Raw genomic sequence first — 21,179 nt, 5'->3', positions numbered from 1 at the left:
TTACACCTCTTCATCTATAACTGCAAGCTGTGATTTATCCCCACATTTTACAAAAGACTTGGACTTTAGTTTACTCTTATCTGCCAATCCAAATGCAAACTGTGAATTTTGAATCACTAGTTTCTTAATTTCAGATTCATCCTCATCAGTGGTATAGAAATTATACTCTGAATCGATCGCGTTAATTCCTATAAAAGAAATATCAAAATAATATTTTCTCAACGCTTTAATGGTTTCGACCCCTACAATGGCATTAGTTTTTAATTTTAACTTCCCAGGAAGAATATTTATATCTTCTATACCATTATTTGCTAAGGTTTGAGCATGAAGTATTGAATTAGTATAAATTTTATTATTAAATTCTTTTTTTATAATTTTAGCTAAATAATAAGTTGTTGAACCAGCATCTAGAAAAATAGATTCATTCGGCTTTATACATAATAATGCTTTTTCAGCAATTATCTTTTTTTGTTCAATATTATCACCCATTTTTTCTAGATAGTTTAATTCTAATATTGATTTTTCTTTTAATGTTTTAGCTCCACCATGAACTTTAACAATAAAATTTTTTTTATGTAATTCATTTAAATCACGTCTTAAAGTGGTAAAAGGTATTTTTAATACTTTTGATATGGTTTCATTAGTTGCATATCCATTTTTATTTACAAAGTCAACAATTAATTCAAATCGTTTCTCTTTAAACATCCTTTACTCACCTCAAATATATAATACTCTTAATAAACCAAAAAACAACTATTATTGTTAAAATTATGTCTTTTTTTGGTTTTTTTTGGTTTTTTTGATAATAAAAAAAAGACATTTAGTCTATCTTCTTCTTTTTCTTGGTTTGTCAGATATTCCCCTTGATTTTTTCATTGCAAAGTTTAAATCTTTATAAATATTTTCTTGCTCAATAGCTTCATCTCAAATCGGATTGATAATTTCTTTATCTTTTGACTCTTCTTTAAGTTTTGAAGCAATTGCGTATGGATTTGCACCATTTTCAATTTGTTCTGCTTGTTCAATTGTTAAATACGGGTCTTGAGGTCTAATACCTGTTTGTACTAATGATGCAAGTTGCATTCTAATTTGTGATGAAGATATTTTTTTATCTTTAAAATCAATTTGTCATTGTATTGGAGAAACTTTTTCGTATTTATAAGGTTCTTTTATTATCGCATATAATACATTAACAAATTTTTCAAAACCTTCCTCACCTTTCCAGAAACTTGTTAAGTCTTTTAAACTTAATTCTCCATTTGTTAGGTCGTACTTAGAAAAATGCATCTCGAATACTTTTGTTGATCAATCTTCTTCCTCTATTAAATAAAAATTTGTAAATAGAGAACAATTAAATACATGTCTATCAAACTCATATATTGATAAATTAAATCTATCGACAGTTGTTGTATCAATTGATATATTAAAATTTTGTATATTTACAACTTTACTTAACCATTGGAATACTGCTTGACAATATTTTAGAATAAACTTTAGCTTTTGACTTGAGAAGATAATTGTTTTTCATCTAGTAAAATTAAAATCATATTCAGATTCTTTTCTATTAGAAGCAATATTAAAATCTAAGTTTGCCTGTATGAATTCTTGTATTGGTAAATAGATCATTTCTTTTTTCATAGAAATCCTCCTACTATAATTAACATTATACCATAAAATGGGTATAATTTCATTGTCTATTTAAGTACAAGAGCGTATCCTGGTAAATAAAAACTGTTTTAAAAACAGAATTATTTTTTAGAAAACTTATCAATAAAGTTTTTTACTTTTTTTGAATCAATATTCCATTCATCAGTTGAATTATCATAATTTATTAACTCTTCTGTTTTTTGTTTTTCAACAACTTTTGGTACAATCGGTTCAACTTCTTTAATTGGTTGGGGTTGAGGCTGTGGTTGGGGTTGGGGTTCATTAACAATTGGTTGTTGATAGACAGGTTGAGGAGTAACCAAATCTTGGGTTGGTTGAGAAAAACTTGTATAACCATTATTAAAGTTGTTATATTGTGGTTGTTGATATTGAGGTTGTTCAGCCATTTGTGGTTGTTGATATTGAGGTTGTTGGTTCATTTGCGGTTGTTGGTAATTAAAATTACTTACAAATGGTTGTTGGAATTGAGGTTGTTGATATTGAGGTTGTCTAAATTGAGGTTGTTGGTAATTATAGTTTGGTGCAGGATTTGGACTTAAGAAACTATAAGTATTTAAATTGTTCGGGTTGATCAAAGGCATCGGAGTATACACAGAACCACTATTGTATGGTAATGAGTATGGAGATGTTGAAATAGCACCAGATAATAAATTCCCATTCATTTGTTGACAAGCATAAAGAGCCTTTTGGAAATTATCATACATTCCACAAAAAATTCTGTTTTGATCTAATATATAAAATAAGTTATTTCTTACCCACATTATGTAATACATATCTTCACCCTTACTTTAAATTGTACTTATATTTTTCCAACTTAATTTCTAATTATTATTTGCTTCCTTTTTATCTTTGATATCTTCTAAAGCATTTAATTCTTTTGATTCTATATTTTCAATTGGCTTTGAAAAATTTGAATTCTCTAAAGTTTTATAATATTTTTTATCTTCTATCTCTAAGTTTTGTTGTTCCATTTCTTTTTTTGCCTTTTTTTCAAGTTTTTCAGCTAATTTCAATGATTTTTTGTCTGGAACAGCATTTTGGAATATTTGAGTAACTTCTTTTTGATAATCATTATTATCTTCTAAAGCCTTATATATTGAATCCATATTTACAGGTAATTTTACTAAGTTTAAAATTGGTGTTGTTTCTTTTATTAAATATAAGAAAATTCAGTTAATTTCCTTAGTAGAGTTAGTTGCAAAAACAATAGAGTTTTCTAACTCATCATATTTAAATGCTTTAATATTCTTACCACTTAAAAACTTTTGGAATGATTCGTAATCAAATTTTTCATAAAAATACATTTTGTATTTTGCATACATATTTAAATCAAGTTTTGTACCTGTAAATACTAACTTACCTTTTTCAAGAACAACATAATAATCAATTAAATCATTAATTTCATCAATATTATGAGAAGTAATTATTATTGTTCTACCTCTATTTTTGTAATCGATTAATAAATTTCTCATTTTATTTCTTCAAGAAGAATCTAAGTTTGCACCTGGTTCGTCTAATATAATTACATCTGTATCTTTTATTAGTGACAATATTAGACTTAATCTATTTTGCATACCTCATGAAAAGTTTTTAATTTTTTTATGAGCATCTTTTTTTAAATCAAAAAAGTCTAATCAATAATCTACTTTGTGATTTATTGACTTTTTATTAACCCCTAAAACAATACACATATTTTTTAAGTATGTAACAACGTTCATTTCATATAATGAAAAGTCCATTTGTGTATAAAAGCTTATATCCTTGTTTGCTAAGTGAGCTTTTCTTTTCTTTTTTGAATATCCACAAACCTTTACTTCTCCATCAAAGTTTGAAATTGCACCAATCATAGTTTTAATAACCACTGATTTACCACTACCACTAGCTCCTAATATTGCAGTTGTTTTACCTTTTTCAACTTGGAAATTAAGGGGACCAATTTTTGTGTTCTTAAATTTTTTTACATAGTTTTTAAACTCAATTACATAATTTTCCAATATTTCACCTCGAAACATAAATAATAAATATATTATACACTAAAACCTAGTTTTTTACTACCCATATATTGGTTGTCTTAAATACATTTTTTAAATATTAATTTCATATATTTTAACACTAATAATAATAAAAGAATTATATAAATAAAAATCACCTTATAATTTTAAAGTGATTTTAATCTTATTTATCAACAGTTTTTTCATTTGCTTCACTGTATCTGTGTCCTATCAATTCAATACTATCTAAATACTTTTTAATTTCTGTTAATTCTTCATTGGTAAATTTCACATCAGTTGCAGATAGATTTTCCTTAAGCCTAGAAACTTTTTTAGTCCCCGGAATTGGTACTATATAACTTTTTTGAGCTAACAACCATGCAATAGCTATTGATGCAGGGCTTGTATTTTTTTTAACAGCTAGACTTTTTACGTATTCAACTAATTCATAGTTCTTTTGCATAAATTCTTTATTGTTAAATCTTGGTACAGTACTTCTAAAATCATTAGGAGGAAATACATGACCAGGTTTAATTGCACCTGTTAAAAATCCTCTTCCTAATGGAGAAAAAGGAACAAAACCAATATTTAATTCTTCTAATGTTGGTAAAACTTTTTCCTCAGCTTCTCTTCAAAACATTGAGTATTCACTTTGTAACACTGTAACAGGACAAGTTTTATGAGCTCTCCTAATTGTACTAGCAGATGCTTCACTTAAACCTCAATGTTTTATTTTTCCTTCAGCTATTAATTGTTTCATAAGTTCTGCGACTTCTTCTATTGGAGTGTCCGGATCAACTCTATGTTGATAGAATACATCTATATAACTTGTTTTCAATCTTTTCAAAGATCCATTTAACGCCCTTAAAATATTCTCTTTACTAGAGTCTAAACCTAATACTTCATTATTTGTACCATATTTAAAACCAAACTTAGTTGCAATTACAACTTTATCTCTAACATCATGAAGAGCTTCTCCTAGCAATTCTTCATTATTAAATGGACCATAAATTTCAGCAGTATCAAAAAACGTTACTCCCATTTTATATGCTTCTTTAATAAAACTGATTGCCTCATCTTTTGGTGGGAATGGTGGTAGTGAAAAACTTAAACCCATACAACCAAGTCCTATTTCTGATACTTCTAGACCTTGTCCTAATACTCTTTTTTTCATGCTTTCTCCTTTTTTAATTATTAATATATATTAATACTAATAGATTGAAGTAAGGTTAATGCAAGTACTTTGATAACTATTTTAATTTATTTTTATAATATTGTTTTTTATAATCAATGTATTCTAATTGTTCTTTTAACATATCAATATGTTTAAAAGTCTCTTTTTCTTGTTTTAATATCATTTCTAATCTTTGATTTATTGTTGAGTCACCTTCTAATGCAAGGTCAATATACTTCTTAATTTGTTTTAAAGGCATTCCGACTTTTTTTAAACATACAATTATTTTTAATCATTCAATTTTATCTTTATATATAAAACGATAATTATTTTCATCTCTTTGAATAAATGGAATAATTCCTTTTTTGTCATAGAAACGTAAGACATATTCTGGTATACTTAATTCTTTTGATACATCTTTTAAATATAATTTCTCCATAGTTCACCTTTTAAATATATTAGAATTGTTTTATATCTTCTTTTTCATTGGTAGATCTTCTTACACTTATTACACCTGGAATTTCTGTAATATTTGTTAATAATGAATTTAATTCATCCAATGTTGAAACTAATATATTTAAACTAATATTAACAGTATAAGTCTCGTTATTTACTATCAGTCTAACCTCGTGAATACTTGATCTCCTATTTGCTATTAATGAAATAATATCTAAGAATAACGAAGGTCTATCATAAGTTTCAATTCTAATTTTAGTATTATACTTAATGTCTTGTGAAATTTCTTTATTTCAAGAAGTTCTTAGTAGATTTTTAACAGATTTTGTATTTTTAATATTAATACAGTTATCCTTATGAACTTGAATACCTTTAGATTTAGTAATAAAACTTACTACATTTTCGTATGGTATTGGATAACAACAATTACTTAAAGTACACTCTACCTGATTAAGTCCATTTATTATTAAATCTTTTCTAGCTTTGGAAGACATAAACTTTCTAGTCTTAATATCATTTATAACTTCAATATCTTTTAATTTTTCTTTTGATATAAAAACATAGTTAACAGCCTCTTCAATTGTATAATGACCATTCCCAACATTTAACAAGAATTCATCTATATTTTTAAAGTCTAGTTCTTCAAGTTTTTTCAATATTTCTTCATGAGAATTAACTTTTCATTTTAATTGATTGTCAATAATATATTTATCAATTCTTCTTTTTGTTTTTAATATTATTTTTTTATTAGTTATTTTCTCTTCTTTTTGTTCTTTAATCTTTTGTTCTGATAAATATGATTCAATAGCTTTCTTTGCAGCAGCTGTTCTAACAAATCTTAACCATTTTTCTTGAGGTTTCACTTCTTTTGATGTCTGTATTTCTACCATTTCACCAGAGTTTAAAATTGTATTATATGGTGAAAAAACACCGTTTATTTTTCCACCAACAGTAGTATTACCTATTTCAGTATGAATTTTATATGCAAAGTCTAAAACAGTAGAGCCAAACGGTAATGTAACTACCGTTCCATCGGGTGTAAGTATATAAATTAATGGAGCTAAGTAATCACTTTTAAAAGTTTCTTCAAGTTCACTTTCAAAATCAAAATTATGCTCGTCATTAAATTCCATTTCTAAGTTTTCATAAGCTAGTTTTTCAAGATTCATTAATCTTGTGAACATATCCACTTTTTGATCAATTTCCTTTTGTTTTTCTTCTACACTAATTGATCTTTCTCCTTCTTTATATTTTCAGTGTGCAGCAGCCCCGTGCTCTGCAATTTCATCCATTTCAATAGTTCTAATTTGAACCTCGAAAATAATACCATCCCTATTAGCTAAAGTTGTATGAATTGATTGATATAAATTATTTTTAGGAGTAGAAATATAATCTTTAAATCTTCCAGATAAAGGAGTGAACATACTATGTATTCAACCTAAAATTTTATAACAATCATCAACCTTTGGAGTGATTATTCTAATTGCTAATATGTCATTAATATCTGAAAACGCTTTACCAAATTGGTGCATTTTTCTATATATAGAATAAATTGTTTTTGATCTTCCAAATACCATAGTATCATTCGATAATCCATAGCTTTTAAATTTTTTATATATATCGTTGATCATATCAACAATTATTTGTTTTCTTGCTTCAATATCTTCTTCAAGTAAGTTTTTAATTTTATTATATTCTTGAGGATTCAAATAATAGAATGAATAGTCTTCTAATATATTTTTCGCAGATTTCATACCAATTCTATGAGCAATAGTTGAGTAAATTTCTAAAGTTTCTTTTGCAATAACTTTTTGTCTTTCAACACTCATATATTTTAATGTTAGAAGGTTATGCATTCTATCTGCAATTTTAACAATAATAACTCTAATATCTCTAATCATTGATAAGAAAAGTTTTCTTAAATAATTAGCCTTCATTTGTTCACGATTTTCTTTAGTGAAATAACTTACTTTTGTAACAGCTTCAACAATATCAGCGACTTCTGTTCCTCACATTTCTTCAATTTCAGAAAATGTTACTGGGGTGTCTTCAATAACATCGTGTAAAAGTCCTGCAATTATAGTTTTTGGTCCCATTCTTCATTGAGCTAAATAGTACGCTGATGATAATGGATGAACAATAAATGGGTCTCCATTTTTTCTTTTCTGATCTTTGTGTTTATCTTCTGCATAAAAGTATGCCCTTTTAACTTCATCGATCGTTTTTTTATTTTTAATATATTTTTTCATTTCAGATATTAAAGTATTAACATCTCTACATTCTACATAGTCAAACTCATAATCAAGTGAAGTCAAAATAATACATCCTTTCATAATTTTTTTATAAATATTAATATATATGTTTTATTAACATAAAATTTAATTTGTAGATATTATACTTTCTTATTAATTTATTTTATAATATTTTAATTAATATGTAAAATATCGTAATTTAACTAAAATTAGAAAAAAAGTAACATAAAATTACTTTTTTAATATTCAATTAACGATACATTTTCATATTCTGAAAATAAATCTTTATCATGAAGAAACTTTAAATCTGCAAGAAATAATAAACCATTTATTTTAGCCCCTGTATGTTGTACAAGTTTTATAATTGCTTTAATTGTACCCCCGGTTGCTAAAACATCATCGATTACAACAACTTTATCATCAGACTTTAAATCATCTTTATGTAATTGTAATTTATTTGTACCATATTCTAAATCATAAGATTCTTCATATACTTCTCTTGGTAACTTTTTTGGTTTTCTTACAACAACAAAACCACAATTTGATGCATAAGCTACTGCAGAAGCAAACAAGAACCCTCTTGCTTCAGGTGCGACGATCACATTTGCTTTAACTTTTTTAACAAAGTCCACCATTTTATCAACCGCAAATCTAAATGCCTCAGCATTTTTTAATAATGGAGTTATGTCTTTAAAACCAACTCCCTTGATTGGAAAATCTTTAATTTCTATTATGAACTTTTTTAAGTCAAATTGTTTCATTTTTTAGTCGTTTAATCCTTCTATTATTTGCTCTTCATTTGATACAACTAATTTATTAATAAATCTTTTTCTAGCTAAATTATTTCTTATTCTAACTTTTTCAAGATATATAAATACAGGTAATGATATAAATAAAACAACTAAGTTTGAAATTAATACACCTAATATTATTGAAATTCCAAAATAAACTATTGGATTAATTGCAATGATCAATAATAAAGATAGGGCAAAGAATAGAACTGACATTAATATGAATCTTTTAATACCAAATTTAAATGTTTTTGCCAATACTTCTGAAAGGTAGTTATTTTCTTTAGCCACTTTATAAATCAATGATTTATTCTCTTTTGCAAACTGTTTGTATTCTGCTTTTTTATCATAAACAAACTTATTAAAGTCAAGATTATATTGTCTTAATTCTTCACGCGAGTGTTTTCTTTCGCTTAATTTAATTTTAATAGCTTGTTTTTCTAAGAAAATTTCATGATTTATTTTACGTTTTTTGTCTTTAATTTCATATGCATAATCCACTTCTTTATTAAAGTAAGTGACAAGTGATTTTTCATTTCTTGATGCAATTGTGCTACGAACCTTACCAAAAATAGCAAATGCTGTAGTAATTGCAAATATGATTGAAGTTGTAATACCAACAATTATCAAGTTTCCGAAAGGAACTTGGAATGCTATTATTATTGCACTTAAAACTAAAGGAGTAATAATTATTGACAATGCAATAGCAACGTAATATGTTCACTTAAATCTAATTATTATATAAATAATTAGAGCTAATATAAGTGCTAAAACACTATAAGCAAGTTGAATTGTTAAATCAAGCATTGTTGAAGGACTAATACGTTTTGTAATAAATCCTGAATCGTATGTAGATTCATCTTCTTTAGAAACATATAAATTAGCAAAATATCTTTTAACAATCGCAGATTGAGAATTATCAGTAGTTGATACGCTTAAAGTTATTCAATTAATATCATTTTCTAATGTTGAATTTGTATCATTATAAGAGAATGAATTTCCATCAGTTATAGTAAATGGAGTTGATTTATAAGATTTATTAGTAGGTGCATGTGCAATATTATTTACAACATCAATATTTAAAAAAGAGTAACTAATAAATTCTTTTACAATTTCTGTTTTCTTAAAATCTATCTCTGTTTGAGAATGATTATAATTGTTATAATCATCAAACTCTTTTTGTAAAGCTTGAACTTTATCTAACAAATGAGTTGGAGCTTCATCATCAAGGTTGTTCATTTGATCATAAACAGTACCTATTCTATCTCCTCATAATGTGTACTCGGTTCTACCACCAAATGTATTATCATATCTAACACCAACAAAGAACCCTAAAATAATTGATAACATAATTAAAAACATTGAGATAAATGGAATAGTTTTTAATCCTGTGTAAATAATTTTTTCTGTTGATTTAATTCTTAATTTTTCTTTAGTTGAAGTTAGTAAAATTTCATCATCAACTTGTTGCGCATCATTACCAAGTAAGTATTTTATATCTCTAATTTTAAACTCTACTTTCTGATAACGATAAGCATTTTTATCCTTATCAAGTTTTTGAATAAATGCATTATATTTATCAAGTTTTGAATTTAGTTTTTTAATGTATCTATCGTTTGTTTTATTTAATTTAGCTTGTTTCTTAACTTCATATTCTTCAAGTTTTTTTATTAGTATATCTAATTTAGTGTTTAAAGGATCGTTTAATGATTCTTTACCATTTTTATTATTTTTTGAAATTTTATTTTTTAAACTATTTATTTTAATATTTATAAGCAATTTTGAAACATTATAATTTGGCGCTACTGTGTTTAAAGCAAACATGCTTGGTCACTTATTTATTATGTTTGTTGATAAAAATACTTTAAATAATATTAGACCCACAATGATACCGAATAATACTGTCACTAAACTACCTATGGTTAATATAATTGCAAATGATTGAATAGTGTTAGAAGTTAATCAAAACATACTAATAGCAGGTATTAATATAGCTACTAAAATATCAAGCATTAAAGATATATTTTCCTTAATAGAAATATTAAAACTTGTTTTAATACCTCTTTGTTTTAGGAAGTAACTTTCCTTCATGTTCTCAAAGATCATCGAGAATAGTTCAACACTTATTGCCGCGATTATGAAACCTGCAATTATAGTTTCAGGACCAATAGTTAATCCAAATCATAATGTAATTATTAGTAAAGTCACTCCTATTATTGCCAAGGTAATAACCATTGCAAATAATCCAAGAATTCTATAGAAGAAACACATATAGATTAGTAACGATAGTGTAACAATCGCTATAAAAACTAAACCTATTATCAACATTATATTTGTAACAGAGGCTGTATTTACTGCCATACTATTTACTTTAAATACAAACCCTTTACCAGATGCATTAAATAATGAAGCACCAATTCTCGCTTTTGAATCTGTATCAACTTTAGTGTAAAGCTTATTATCTTTGATATAACCTTCGTTTAGTTCATTTCCTGATTTAAGTATTGAACCATTAAATAAGAAATAACTTTCCATGTTGTTATAATATTTTTTATTTTTATTTAAAATTGTTTCTTTATTATTATTATAGAAATTTATTAAACTTGTGCTTAATAATGAGAAACTCTTATCAATTCGTTTAAAGTCGATAAGGTTATGACCTTGATTGGCTTTATAAATTTTTATTGGGTTTTTATATTTACCATCATCATTAGTAAAATCTTCTGTTTTTGCATTAGCATCATAAACATATTTAGAAGTATCAGATTCATAAGTAAATGAATCAACAATATCGTTTAAAAATACATCTTTAGTAATAGAATCATTGCTTATAATAGAATCATAACTATAGTCATTAACACCACCTGAAGTAGTTGTTCTCCATCTTCCATAAAACAAATCATATAAAATTGCCTTTGTGTCATCATCTGCAGTTTTATAAGCGTCTCTTAAAGGTGTAATAATTATATCAAAAAAGTTTGAAACTCTATCTTTCATTTCACCAGATACAAGTTTGTAATAGTTTCGAATATCATTGAAAAAACCATCTGCATCAATCATAATTTTTAGATTTAAAGGAGTTGCATTTGTTTCGTCTGATGGAAATAAAGATGTGAAATTATCTCCATTTAAATCATATGAAATTGCGGGCTCTTTTGCAGACCTTGCAGTAATTGTTGTAGATGATGCTGAAGAAAAATAATCAGTAATACCTTTTCTTGTTACTTTATCATCTTCACCAGATATTTGTAGATCTTTATTATCGCTGTTAAGTAGTACTATTCCACCGTTTCTTTGAATTTGGTTTTCAAAAACAGTTTCACTATCATAAATATCAATTGGAGACATTACTTTCAAGAAGTTTTTACCAGCTGTTTCAATAATAATTTGGTTACTTCCCATTGGATTTAAACGATCATTAAGAACTTTAGCAGCTTCTTTTGCATCTCCGTTAGGTTGATTATCAGTGGTATTATCACTATTAATATTATTGACACTTACTAAAGCCGAGTAATACCCTTTAAAATCAGAACCTAATTTATATTTTTCTGAAAAGAATAGAGAAGAGAAAAAAATCGAAAGAATTAATGAAGATAAAATTATAAATAAAGTAAAAAACTTGAATATTGTAGATTTTTTAAAGTTTTTTTTCTTATTATTGTTATTCACGTTAATCACTTATCCCTCTAATATACTTTCTAAATCATTTTTTATATCTGAATTACTAGCAGTAGATATTTCAACAAAATTTAAATATTCACAAACTTTATTTATTTTAATATTCATTACGTAAAATGCAATATCATTTAGGTCATAAATCTTATTATTTTTTAATATTATATTTTCAAAATAATCAATAAGATTTTTAAAACTAATGATTGGTATTTCTTTTCTTAATTCTGTTAATTTTAGATCCAACATATCATATGTAGCCGTCTCTAATTCTTTATAATTCATTTAATCACCATTACCTAAATAATTATAAACAAAAATTGTATTAAATGTTTATTAATTCTTAAATTATTTTAATTATTAGGAGATTTTGACTTACTTTTTGTGATTCTTTTATTTCTTTTATTTATTTTTTCGTTTTCTTTATTTAATCTTACAATTGCAATTTGTTTAATTTTTTCTAACTCTTTTTCATTATTTCTTACTTTATGAGTGACAAAATCCCTTGCTTCATTAGTCTTAATATCATACTTAAATATACCTTTAACTTTTTTGGTTTTTAATATTGTAACTTTCGATTCTGGATCTATTAAAAATATTTCTTTTTCAACTTGTTGTCAATTTAAAACCGTCATAGCAACCATGACTAAACTTCTGTGTAAATAATTACCGTTAATTCTATTTGTTGTATCTCAATTCAAAATATCATTTTGATAACCTTTTTCAACTAGTAATTTATTAATTTCCTTAGGCATATTTGTAGTAATCATAAATGTTCTAACTTTAAATTTTGGATACATCGCATTAGTTGTCATACCAGCTGTTAAAACTAAAACAATTGATGCAAATAATGAAGGTCCAAAAATAAATAATACTTTCATTTTAACTACTAATAAAGTTGGAATATCACCATCAAAATTATGTTTAGATACAAATTCAGCCAAGTATTTAAAATCATCAATACTCATCGAAGCAGTTGCTGTATTACTATACTTATCAAGTATTTGTTGCATTTGAAAATCTGGTGATACTTGGTTTACATTTTGCGCAAACTTTCACATTTGATCTAATAATCCATTATTATTAGCTTCTTCAATGCTTAAACCTTTAAGTACACTCATTTTTATATCACTATTAATTTGTGATACAGGTAGTATAAGAGTGTTTAATATAATAATAGTACCAAGAATTATTAAGTTAACATTTCTATTTATAGAACCAACTGATTTATTTGTTTTATTAGAATAATAAATAGTTATAAAATCTAGTCCACCAGTAGACGACCCTACTCTATAAACTAATGAGTAAGCAACACCTAATATAGCACCCGCTATTGCTGCAAAAATAAATAGTCATATTGAAGTGTTAAGTGCATTAGGCATTGAATTTAATTGGTAAAAATTGACTATGAAGTTGAACTCGATCGGATTAATAAATGGCATATTTTGAAAGAACTGGTCAAATGCAATTTGAAGAACAATATATACTGTTGTTGTATATGTAAACTTTTTACCAAGTTTATAAAAACCAAATATAAATAAAGGGGTATTTATAGTAAAATAATAGATAAAATAAAATGAACCTTGCATATGTCTATCATTTTGAAATGAAAGTATTGAAAAAAATCTAGCTAATGCTCCAATACCAGCTGGGAATAAACCTGTTCTACCAGTTGGTGTTACAAAATAATCAAAAGCAATAGTAATTAGCAATGATGATAATGCAATCATAAAAAACTCTTTAATAAATCTTTTTTTAAAATATTCTTGAACTAATAATGTTTGTTCTTTTTTTGATATTATTTTATTTTCAATATAAAACAAATGTTCTTGGTCATCTTTTAATAATAATGTTTTAGCAGTTTTTTTATCGATTTTATTTTTCTTTGAAACTGGTTTTATATGTTCTTCAACATTTACAGCATTGTTGTCAACCTCAACAGTAACTTCAGTATCACTAGTGTTCATTCCATTCGACATCTCTATTTCTTACTTCCTTCTATCCTTTAAATTTTGCTTTTTTTATTATATCTGTTAAATCATTACTCACAGACCTTTTATTTTTTTGTCTATTTAATATTATTTCTCTCAAGACATCCGAATCATATTGAGATTTTCCTTTAATTTTAGCTTTCTTAATAATTTCTTCTTCAGGGTCAATAATATAATTCTTTTCACACTTAGTCTTAATGCTATTGATTTCATTTTTTGCTCTATTAATGATAGAACTTAAATTATTAGAATCATTATTGGTATATTTAAATGGTAATTTTTTTTCTTTTTTTACATCATTTTTTTCTAAATCAGTAAATACTAAATCCAACAAATCTTGGAATGCTTGTTCAGCTGAATCATCAATCACATCTTCTAGTTTCTTATTTTCTGACATTCTATACCCCTATTAAAATAGTATAAATTAAAAAATAATAAAAAAAACACCTTTGGTGCTTTTTTTATTATTTATGACTATTTATCGTTTTTCAAACGAATTGTAACTTTGAATGAACCAACTTTTAATGGGTCATAGTCATTTCTTGTAATATCAACAACTGTGTAAACTTTTTGATCTTTTTCAGAATATCCACCAAATACAATTGGAGTGTTTACTTTGCTTTTTGTAGTTAAATATACTGGCAATTTTGCAGCTCCCATTGCTGGAATTTTAATGTAAACCACTATTTTTGAGAATGGTGATTCTACTTCTGCTAATTGTTCGTTTAAGAATTTCATGAATTCATTTGCTACCAGTTGTGAACCTTGTTTTGCAGTTTCTACAAACTCATGAGTTTGATTATGAGTAATGTAGAATGAAATTGATGCATCAAGTGCTACTAGTAAGTGTTTTTTAATAACTGTTCCACCATCATATGTATATGATGATTTATCTTGTGAACGATCAGCAATTACTTTTGCAACTGCTTTTGCATAATCTTCAACTGAGAACATTTTTTCAGTTTGTAAATCATACTTAGCTGATTTATTTCATAATAATTCATCATCGTTAACATGAATATTTTGTAAGAACATTAATTTACGTAATCATTTTTTAGGAGCATTTTTTCATTCATCTTCTCCTAAGATAATTTTACTTGGACCTTCGTCTTCAATTTTTTTCTTCATAACCTCAACAATGTCAAGAGCTTCAGGTTTAATACCTTTTTTATCAATTAACATTAAAGATGGTCCTAAACCTGAAACCAATTTTACAACGTCTTTTTTAAACATTTTTGGTCAAGCATCATGATTCAGTTCAAATAATTCATTAATTACTTCTAACTCATCATTGTTGTTTTTTGTGAAATCTAAAACAAGTCTTGATGATAATAAATTAAATAATCTTGCTAAAAGATATTTTAAAGTATTAGTTGTTTCATAAATTTTAAATTTATGAAGTGGATCATTATCTCATGGAGACAATGCATTGTTATACATAATTTTTAAAGCAATAAAATTAACTCTTGATTTTTTAGTTACCTGAGCAATAGCTCCAGCTTCTGTATCAATTACGTCAATTGTTTGACCATATTTGTCAACCATTTCTTTAAATTGTTTTGAATTATAAATAAGCATATCTGCAGTACCAACAATACCGTCAGAAACACCTAATTTGAAGTTTTTAACTTGATTTACAAATTCATTACTAAATGAAAATGCTTCTGGTTCATGAACAATTTGTCCATATTTAATATCTTTAAAAACAGTTAAGTCAGCGTCTCTATAAATGAATTTAGTTGCTAAAACTGTATCTGTTGTATCAAACTTATCATTAGTTGATAATGCTAAGTCGACGTTAACAACTGTTTCAAGACTTGGATACTCTTCCATCAAATAAGTAATAACCATAGCAGCGTTGGCTTTACCATACCCTGTTGTAGCAATTATAAATGCTTTCCCTCTAAATTTAAGATGTTGAATAACCACATTACGCCATCAATATTTTTTCACTGTTTTTATACCTGGACGGTCTTTTACTGTGAAGTATGCTGTTGAAACAATACCAATCATCTTTTATCTTCACCTCGTTTTTTTCTCATTTACCTTTATGATAAAATAACATTTACATAAAGATTAATTAGATTATACTTTATTTTTGCCAAAATAACTACTCAAATTACTAAAAAGTTAAAAATCCACTAATGAAGTGATTTATTTATATTATTCGGTTTCAATTATATTTAAAAATATTGTAAATGAATCTGCCACCAAACCACTAATGAATCTACCTAAATGTATTTGTTTTTGTTTGTCAACAGAGTTAATCATTAGATTTGTATCTTTGTTATAAATCATTCCATTAATCGATGAGACCGTAATGAAATCTTCAATTAAATTTTTTGTTAAGAACAATGGTTCTACAGTACTTAGAATACCATACTCAAGTCTATTCAAATATCCGAAACCTGTAATTCTTGCCTTTATTAATCTATAAATTCTTGTAATTTCAGTTAATTGCAAAAAAATATCCTCATCTTTTTTTAAATATACAATAAGCAAATTTGACTTTTCTTCGATTTCCACAGCAATACCTCTCTAACTTTGGGCCTTCTCTAACTCTTTTAATTTTCTCTTTTTTTCTTCAAGTTTTTTAAACTTAGGAGAATCTTTTTGAACTTCTCTAAACCTTTTTTTATCTCGGACAGCGTTAAATTTTGCAAATTGCTCATCTCTATAAGCGACTTCTTCATCTTTTAATTCTCTAAGATCTCTTAATGTATCATTTAATGACTTAACAATTTGAGTTGTAGCATATGGATCATTTGGGTCATAATACATAACATTATCAAAGACATCTTGTGTTTCAACATTAGGCATAGTTCCAACAACTAATGAATGAAATCTATTGTAATTATTTTTCAATTCGTTTATTTTACTTCTAATTGAGTTAGATGGAGAATCCATCATAAAGTCTGATATCATTAACAAATCTGCTCTTTTAAACTCATCAGTATGCATCTTCTCAATCAATTTAGTAAAAGCCTTTTTAGCATTTGTTTTACCATAAAATGATTTAGATAAAAATTCAAGTAGTTTTTGAATGTTTAAGTGTTTTGCATTTATTGTAAATTCATCAACAAAATCATTTGCAAAATTTAAGAAAACTAAATCTCTTTCTTCTTTTAATGCTACTTTAGCAACTGCTAAAGCTAAGGCCTTTGATATATACTCACCTGAACCTTCCATTGATCCAGAAGTATCAATACAAATAATAAATTTTCCTTGTTCAAGCGGAATTGGTGCTTCATACTCAACTTCCTCAACGTCATGTTCTATTACTCTTTCATTTGATTCAAAAAGAAATGTTTGTAACTGTGCTTCAATATATTTTTTAAAAAAAACTATTTCAAAGTCTTCGTCAAATAAGCTGGCAAACTCCATTGGTAACAATCTCTCTATATCTTTTGAAATTGTTAACCCTACTATTTCTTCAGGGTTATATGGTAGTTTTTTATATGTTGGATAAGTTACAATTTGCTCAGTTATATTTTTTTCCATTAAATCATCTTCGCCATTTAGTCTTCCTAATAACTCTGCAATACGTAAAATTGATGGGTCTTTGTATAGGAATTCTGCAAACCTAGCAACTGATTCAATATTTTTGTTTTTTAATTCATCTTCAATATTCGCTAACTTACCAAAAACATCATACATTGTTTTGTATATCTTTGCATATCTACCATAATTTTTTATTATTGAATAAACTTCTACCAAGTAATTGTATCTTAAATCTTCAACTGCCTTCATTCTAAAATCAATTATTCTTTTTGTAAGCATAAAAGTTCAAGTTCTAAAAAACTCTGTTAATCAATCCCTGTCTTTTAACTCAATATATCCATTATCAATCTTTCATTCCATTGTATCAATGTATGTTGCAAATGGTGAATCAAATTCTATTAGTTTTTGTTTAATTAAACTAAGATTTTTAGCAAAACTCACTTCATCATATTTATCAGAAATATAATTATAATAAATTACTTCTTTCCTAATTGGTTCCGGTAATTTAATTTGTTTAATTGTCGATAGATTAGATGCACTATAAAAATTATTGATTTTGTCATCTAACTGTTCAGCTGCAAAATCATTATTCTTTTTAAAAAGCAAAAAGTCACTATTGTGTAGATCTTTTTTTCTTAATTCTTCGAGTTCTTTATTAATTTCACTCATTGGTTTTTCTAAATCGAATTCCATAAATGCCCCTTAAAAAAATAAATTTATTGTTACATAAATTTAGTAGTTATTAATATTTATAATTTTAAATACTCTCTTGATATTGTTCAGTTGTATTCTCTTCTTTTTGTTTAGAATCAAATGCTTCAGATATAATTTTTTTATACTCTTCATCAAAGAATATACATTTCATATTTGTATACTTTTTATATTCAGAAAGCATTTCATAAGATAGTTCTTTATATTTATTTTCAAAATCTTTTAATTGGTTACCAAGACTTGCTATTTGATTGTTATACTCATTAGAACTATCGTTCATTAATTGATATTTTTTGTTTTCATTTACAAATAAAATTTGATCCGCTTTATAAGCCTTTACTAAAGTTTTCTGTGAGCCAACATACTTCATTTGGTTTGGTCCAAAATGTAAATCAATAGAAAAGTTTTCTGACGAAAGATTTCTCATTTTATTTCAATCAGCAGCAGAAATGAAACAGTGAGAATACTCAGAACCACCATCAGTAAAGTTAATTAAGTAGTATGTTCCTGTTAACTTACCTTTAAAAGGACTATCGAAAGGAGTTAATCTAAGGTATTGTGCTTCTATTTGACCAATTTGTGAATTAATTACATCTAATTGATTTAATAAATTATTTTTTTCTGTTCTTCATTCTAAACCAAATTGCTCAAGAAAAGCTTCTAAGAATATTTTTTTATATAATGCTTCTTGTTCTTCGTTATCTCAAATACAATGTGGAATTATAAATAAATCAGGAATATCTGCGATTGCTCTTCCATTGTAAAATGCACTGGTTTTAATTAAACCAGATATTTTTTTTCAACGTCTATCAGAAATATAGGCTTCTCCATTTGTATCGCGATATATCTTATTTCTAAAATAATGAATAAAATCTAGTGCTTTTCTGCTTAGCTTTACTTCTTTCATTTGTTTTCTTCAAGCATCTAATTCCTCAATTGAAATTTGTAAATACGGATCTACGTTTACATCAAGTGAAGAATCACCATCTAATAATTGTTCAAAATTTTCTCTTTTTTCTAATCCAACAGCAATATATCTAATAATAAATCTATCAAATAAAGCTTCTAAACCTTCACCTTCTGCTGGTAACTCATTGGATGCTGAAATTAATAGTTTTAACGGAACCTTTATATCAACTCCACCATTTCTAAATATCTTTTCATTAATAATAGTTAGTAATGTATTTTGAATACTTGGTCCAGCTTTTCATATTTCATCAAGAAACCCAATGTTAGCAGATGGTAAATATCCATCAACAACCCTAACATATTTTCCATCTTTTAAAAGTCTTAAATCAATTGGTCCATATATTTCTTCTGGTGTAGAGAATTTACTCATTAAATATTCAAAGTTTGTTCCACCCGAAATAACAAACTTCATTCTACGAGAAATCAATGATTTTGCTATTCCAGGTTTACCTAGCAAGAATATTGATTCTTCACCTAATAATGCTAGCATCGCTAACTTAAAAATAGTTTCTTTTTCATAAACTTGATATGAAACTTCTTTTATTAATTTCTCAATTCTTTCACTTATTTCCATGTTAACCCCTTTAAATACTTTAATTATAAATTAAATGTACACTTTTATTTAAATAAAATTTTTATTCATCATCAAACAATTCATCTCTTCGTTTTTTATATCTTGCTTTTTTTATTCTTTCAATTGATTCTTTTATATGTTTTCTTTTTAATTGTCTTTTTATAATGTCAATTTCAAGTTTTCTCTTTTTTTTATAACCAGGTTTAAGTTTCTTTGATTTATATTTATTAATTATTTTGTTAGTTTCATTTGCTAACTTTGTATTTTCTTTCGGTGGTTTTTTTATTTTTTGTTCAACTTTTATTAGTTTACCATCAGCTAATTTATAGTTTGTAAAAACAATTTGTTTTGCCTTTAATTTTAGTATTTTATCTTCATTATCAGAGTTATGTAAAACATAACTTATTCCTTCGTATTTATTTCTACCAGTTCTCCCACTTCTATGGATGTAATAACTTAAGTCGTTAGGTAGATTAATCGAAATAACATGACTAACACCATCAATGTCGATACCACGAGCAGCAACATCACTAGCAATTATTCACTTAAACTCCATGTTTTTTATTCTTTTTTGGACATTTACTCTTTGCCTTGGGTCTAACCCTCCATGAAGTTCAGTAAAGTTTTCAATTTTAAATTCTTTAAATCAACTAACCAAATGCTTAATTTCTTCTTTTTTATTAACAAAAATTAAACATACATATGGGTTAATAGTAGAAGTAAGTGCACGCATAACTTCTTTGTTTTCTTTATTCTTAGTTCATATTAATATATGCTCTATATTTTTATTTGTAGTCATATTTTCTAAATTATTAATGTAAATTGAGTTTCTTAAGTATTTTTTTAGAAATGGTTTTAGTTCATTATTTAGTGTTGCTGAAAATAATGAAATATTACATTGCTTATTAATTTTTGATATTAAAAAGTCAACTTCATCTATAAAACCTAATTCAAATATCATGTCACATTCATCAATTATTACATTATCAGAAGTTGTTAACTGAAGAAAGTTTTCTTCATACAATTTTTTTAATCTTGATGGTGTTCCTATAACTATTTGTGGCTGTTTATTAATTAACGCAGCACTTTGTTTATCATATTCTTCTCCACCTACATATAGTGCGCAACTAATATCTGGGTTATTTTTAATTAACTCTCTAGTATTTTGTCATATTTGACGAGCAAGTTCTCTTGTTGGAGTAATAATTAATGATTGCACTTTTTTTTCATCAGGTTTTATATTATTAATTATCGGTAAAAGAAATGCATGAGTTTTTCCTGTTCCAGTGTGAGATTGAGCTATTACTGATCTCCTTCTTTTTATTAATGGTATTACTTTTTCTTGAATACTTGTTGGGTCTTTAAAACCGATTTCCTTAATTGCATCATTAAGGAATTTTTTTAATCCAAAATTTTCAAAACTCATTTT

The 21,179-nt window shown here is 26.0% G+C and carries 17 protein-coding genes; all 17 read right to left on the bottom strand.

Annotated elements, in window-relative coordinates; translation table 4 throughout:
• The gene (locus tag SCORR_RS01950; RefSeq protein WP_094048590.1) at window positions 1-705 is read right to left on the bottom strand and encodes a DeoR/GlpR family DNA-binding transcription regulator; all 705 of its coding nucleotides are present in this window, start codon (window positions 703-705) and stop codon (window positions 1-3) included.
• A gap of 120 nt (window positions 706-825) precedes the next feature.
• Window positions 826-1,638 (bottom strand): hypothetical protein, encoded by an 813-nt coding sequence (locus SCORR_RS01945; protein WP_094048588.1) that lies wholly within the window; start codon window positions 1,636-1,638, stop codon window positions 826-828.
• 110 nt (window positions 1,639-1,748) lie between these two features.
• Entirely contained in the window at window positions 1,749-2,441 is a 693-nt protein-coding gene (locus SCORR_RS01940; RefSeq protein ID WP_094048586.1) for a hypothetical protein, read from the bottom strand.
• A gap of 48 nt (window positions 2,442-2,489) precedes the next feature.
• On the bottom strand, window positions 2,490-3,662 hold the full coding sequence (locus SCORR_RS01935) for an ABC transporter ATP-binding protein (RefSeq protein WP_157705332.1): 1,173 nt from the start codon (window positions 3,660-3,662) through the stop codon (window positions 2,490-2,492).
• Window positions 3,663-3,843: 181 nt separating this feature from the next.
• Complete coding sequence (locus SCORR_RS01930) at window positions 3,844-4,833, bottom strand: aldo/keto reductase (protein WP_094048582.1); 990 nt, start codon at window positions 4,831-4,833, stop codon at window positions 3,844-3,846.
• Between the two features lie 76 nt (window positions 4,834-4,909).
• A complete protein-coding gene (locus SCORR_RS01925; RefSeq protein WP_094048580.1) occupies window positions 4,910-5,272 on the bottom strand; it encodes a MerR family transcriptional regulator in 363 nt (120 codons plus the stop codon).
• Between the two features lie 19 nt (window positions 5,273-5,291).
• Complete coding sequence (locus tag SCORR_RS01920; RefSeq protein WP_169709028.1) at window positions 5,292-7,604, bottom strand: RelA/SpoT family protein; 2,313 nt, start codon at window positions 7,602-7,604, stop codon at window positions 5,292-5,294.
• A 176-nt stretch (window positions 7,605-7,780) separates the two neighbouring features.
• A complete protein-coding gene (locus SCORR_RS01915) occupies window positions 7,781-8,302 on the bottom strand; it encodes an adenine phosphoribosyltransferase (RefSeq protein ID WP_094048577.1) in 522 nt (173 codons plus the stop codon).
• A gap of 3 nt (window positions 8,303-8,305) precedes the next feature.
• The gene (locus tag SCORR_RS01910; protein ID WP_094048575.1) at window positions 8,306-12,010 is read right to left on the bottom strand and encodes a protein translocase SecDF, variant type; all 3,705 of its coding nucleotides are present in this window, start codon (window positions 12,008-12,010) and stop codon (window positions 8,306-8,308) included.
• A complete protein-coding gene (locus SCORR_RS01905) occupies window positions 12,011-12,289 on the bottom strand; it encodes a hypothetical protein (protein WP_094048573.1) in 279 nt (92 codons plus the stop codon).
• 68 nt (window positions 12,290-12,357) lie between these two features.
• Window positions 12,358-13,983: a YitT family ABC transporter gene (locus tag SCORR_RS01900; RefSeq protein ID WP_094048571.1), complete on the bottom strand. Its 1,626-nt coding sequence runs from the start codon at window positions 13,981-13,983 to the stop codon at window positions 12,358-12,360.
• 19 nt (window positions 13,984-14,002) lie between these two features.
• Window positions 14,003-14,392, bottom strand: a complete 390-nt coding sequence (locus SCORR_RS01895; RefSeq protein ID WP_094048570.1) for a hypothetical protein — start codon at window positions 14,390-14,392, stop codon at window positions 14,003-14,005.
• Between the two features lie 77 nt (window positions 14,393-14,469).
• Window positions 14,470-16,008 (bottom strand): cytoskeletal motor fibril protein Fib, encoded by a 1,539-nt coding sequence (gene fib / locus SCORR_RS01890; protein ID WP_094048568.1) that lies wholly within the window; start codon window positions 16,006-16,008, stop codon window positions 14,470-14,472.
• A gap of 150 nt (window positions 16,009-16,158) precedes the next feature.
• A complete protein-coding gene (locus SCORR_RS01885; protein WP_094048566.1) occupies window positions 16,159-16,521 on the bottom strand; it encodes a hypothetical protein in 363 nt (120 codons plus the stop codon).
• A gap of 12 nt (window positions 16,522-16,533) precedes the next feature.
• On the bottom strand, window positions 16,534-18,189 hold the full coding sequence (locus SCORR_RS01880) for a VWA domain-containing protein (RefSeq protein ID WP_094048564.1): 1,656 nt from the start codon (window positions 18,187-18,189) through the stop codon (window positions 16,534-16,536).
• A 64-nt stretch (window positions 18,190-18,253) separates the two neighbouring features.
• Window positions 18,254-19,750 carry an AAA family ATPase gene (locus SCORR_RS01875; protein ID WP_094048562.1) on the bottom strand — a complete coding sequence of 499 codons (1,497 nt, stop codon included), beginning with the start codon at window positions 19,748-19,750 and terminating at the stop codon, window positions 18,254-18,256.
• Between the two features lie 61 nt (window positions 19,751-19,811).
• The gene (locus SCORR_RS01870; RefSeq protein WP_094048560.1) at window positions 19,812-21,176 is read right to left on the bottom strand and encodes a DEAD/DEAH box helicase; all 1,365 of its coding nucleotides are present in this window, start codon (window positions 21,174-21,176) and stop codon (window positions 19,812-19,814) included.
• Window positions 21,177-21,179: the final 3 nt, after the last annotated feature.

Origin of the sequence: Spiroplasma corruscae (assembly GCF_002237575.1) — a bacterium.
GTDB classification, from domain to species: domain Bacteria; phylum Bacillota_I; class Bacilli_A; order Mycoplasmatales; family Mycoplasmataceae; genus Spiroplasma_A; species Spiroplasma_A corruscae.
The sequence above is the reverse complement of the archived record's forward strand: the minus strand, read 5'-3'. Positions and strand labels throughout refer to the sequence as shown.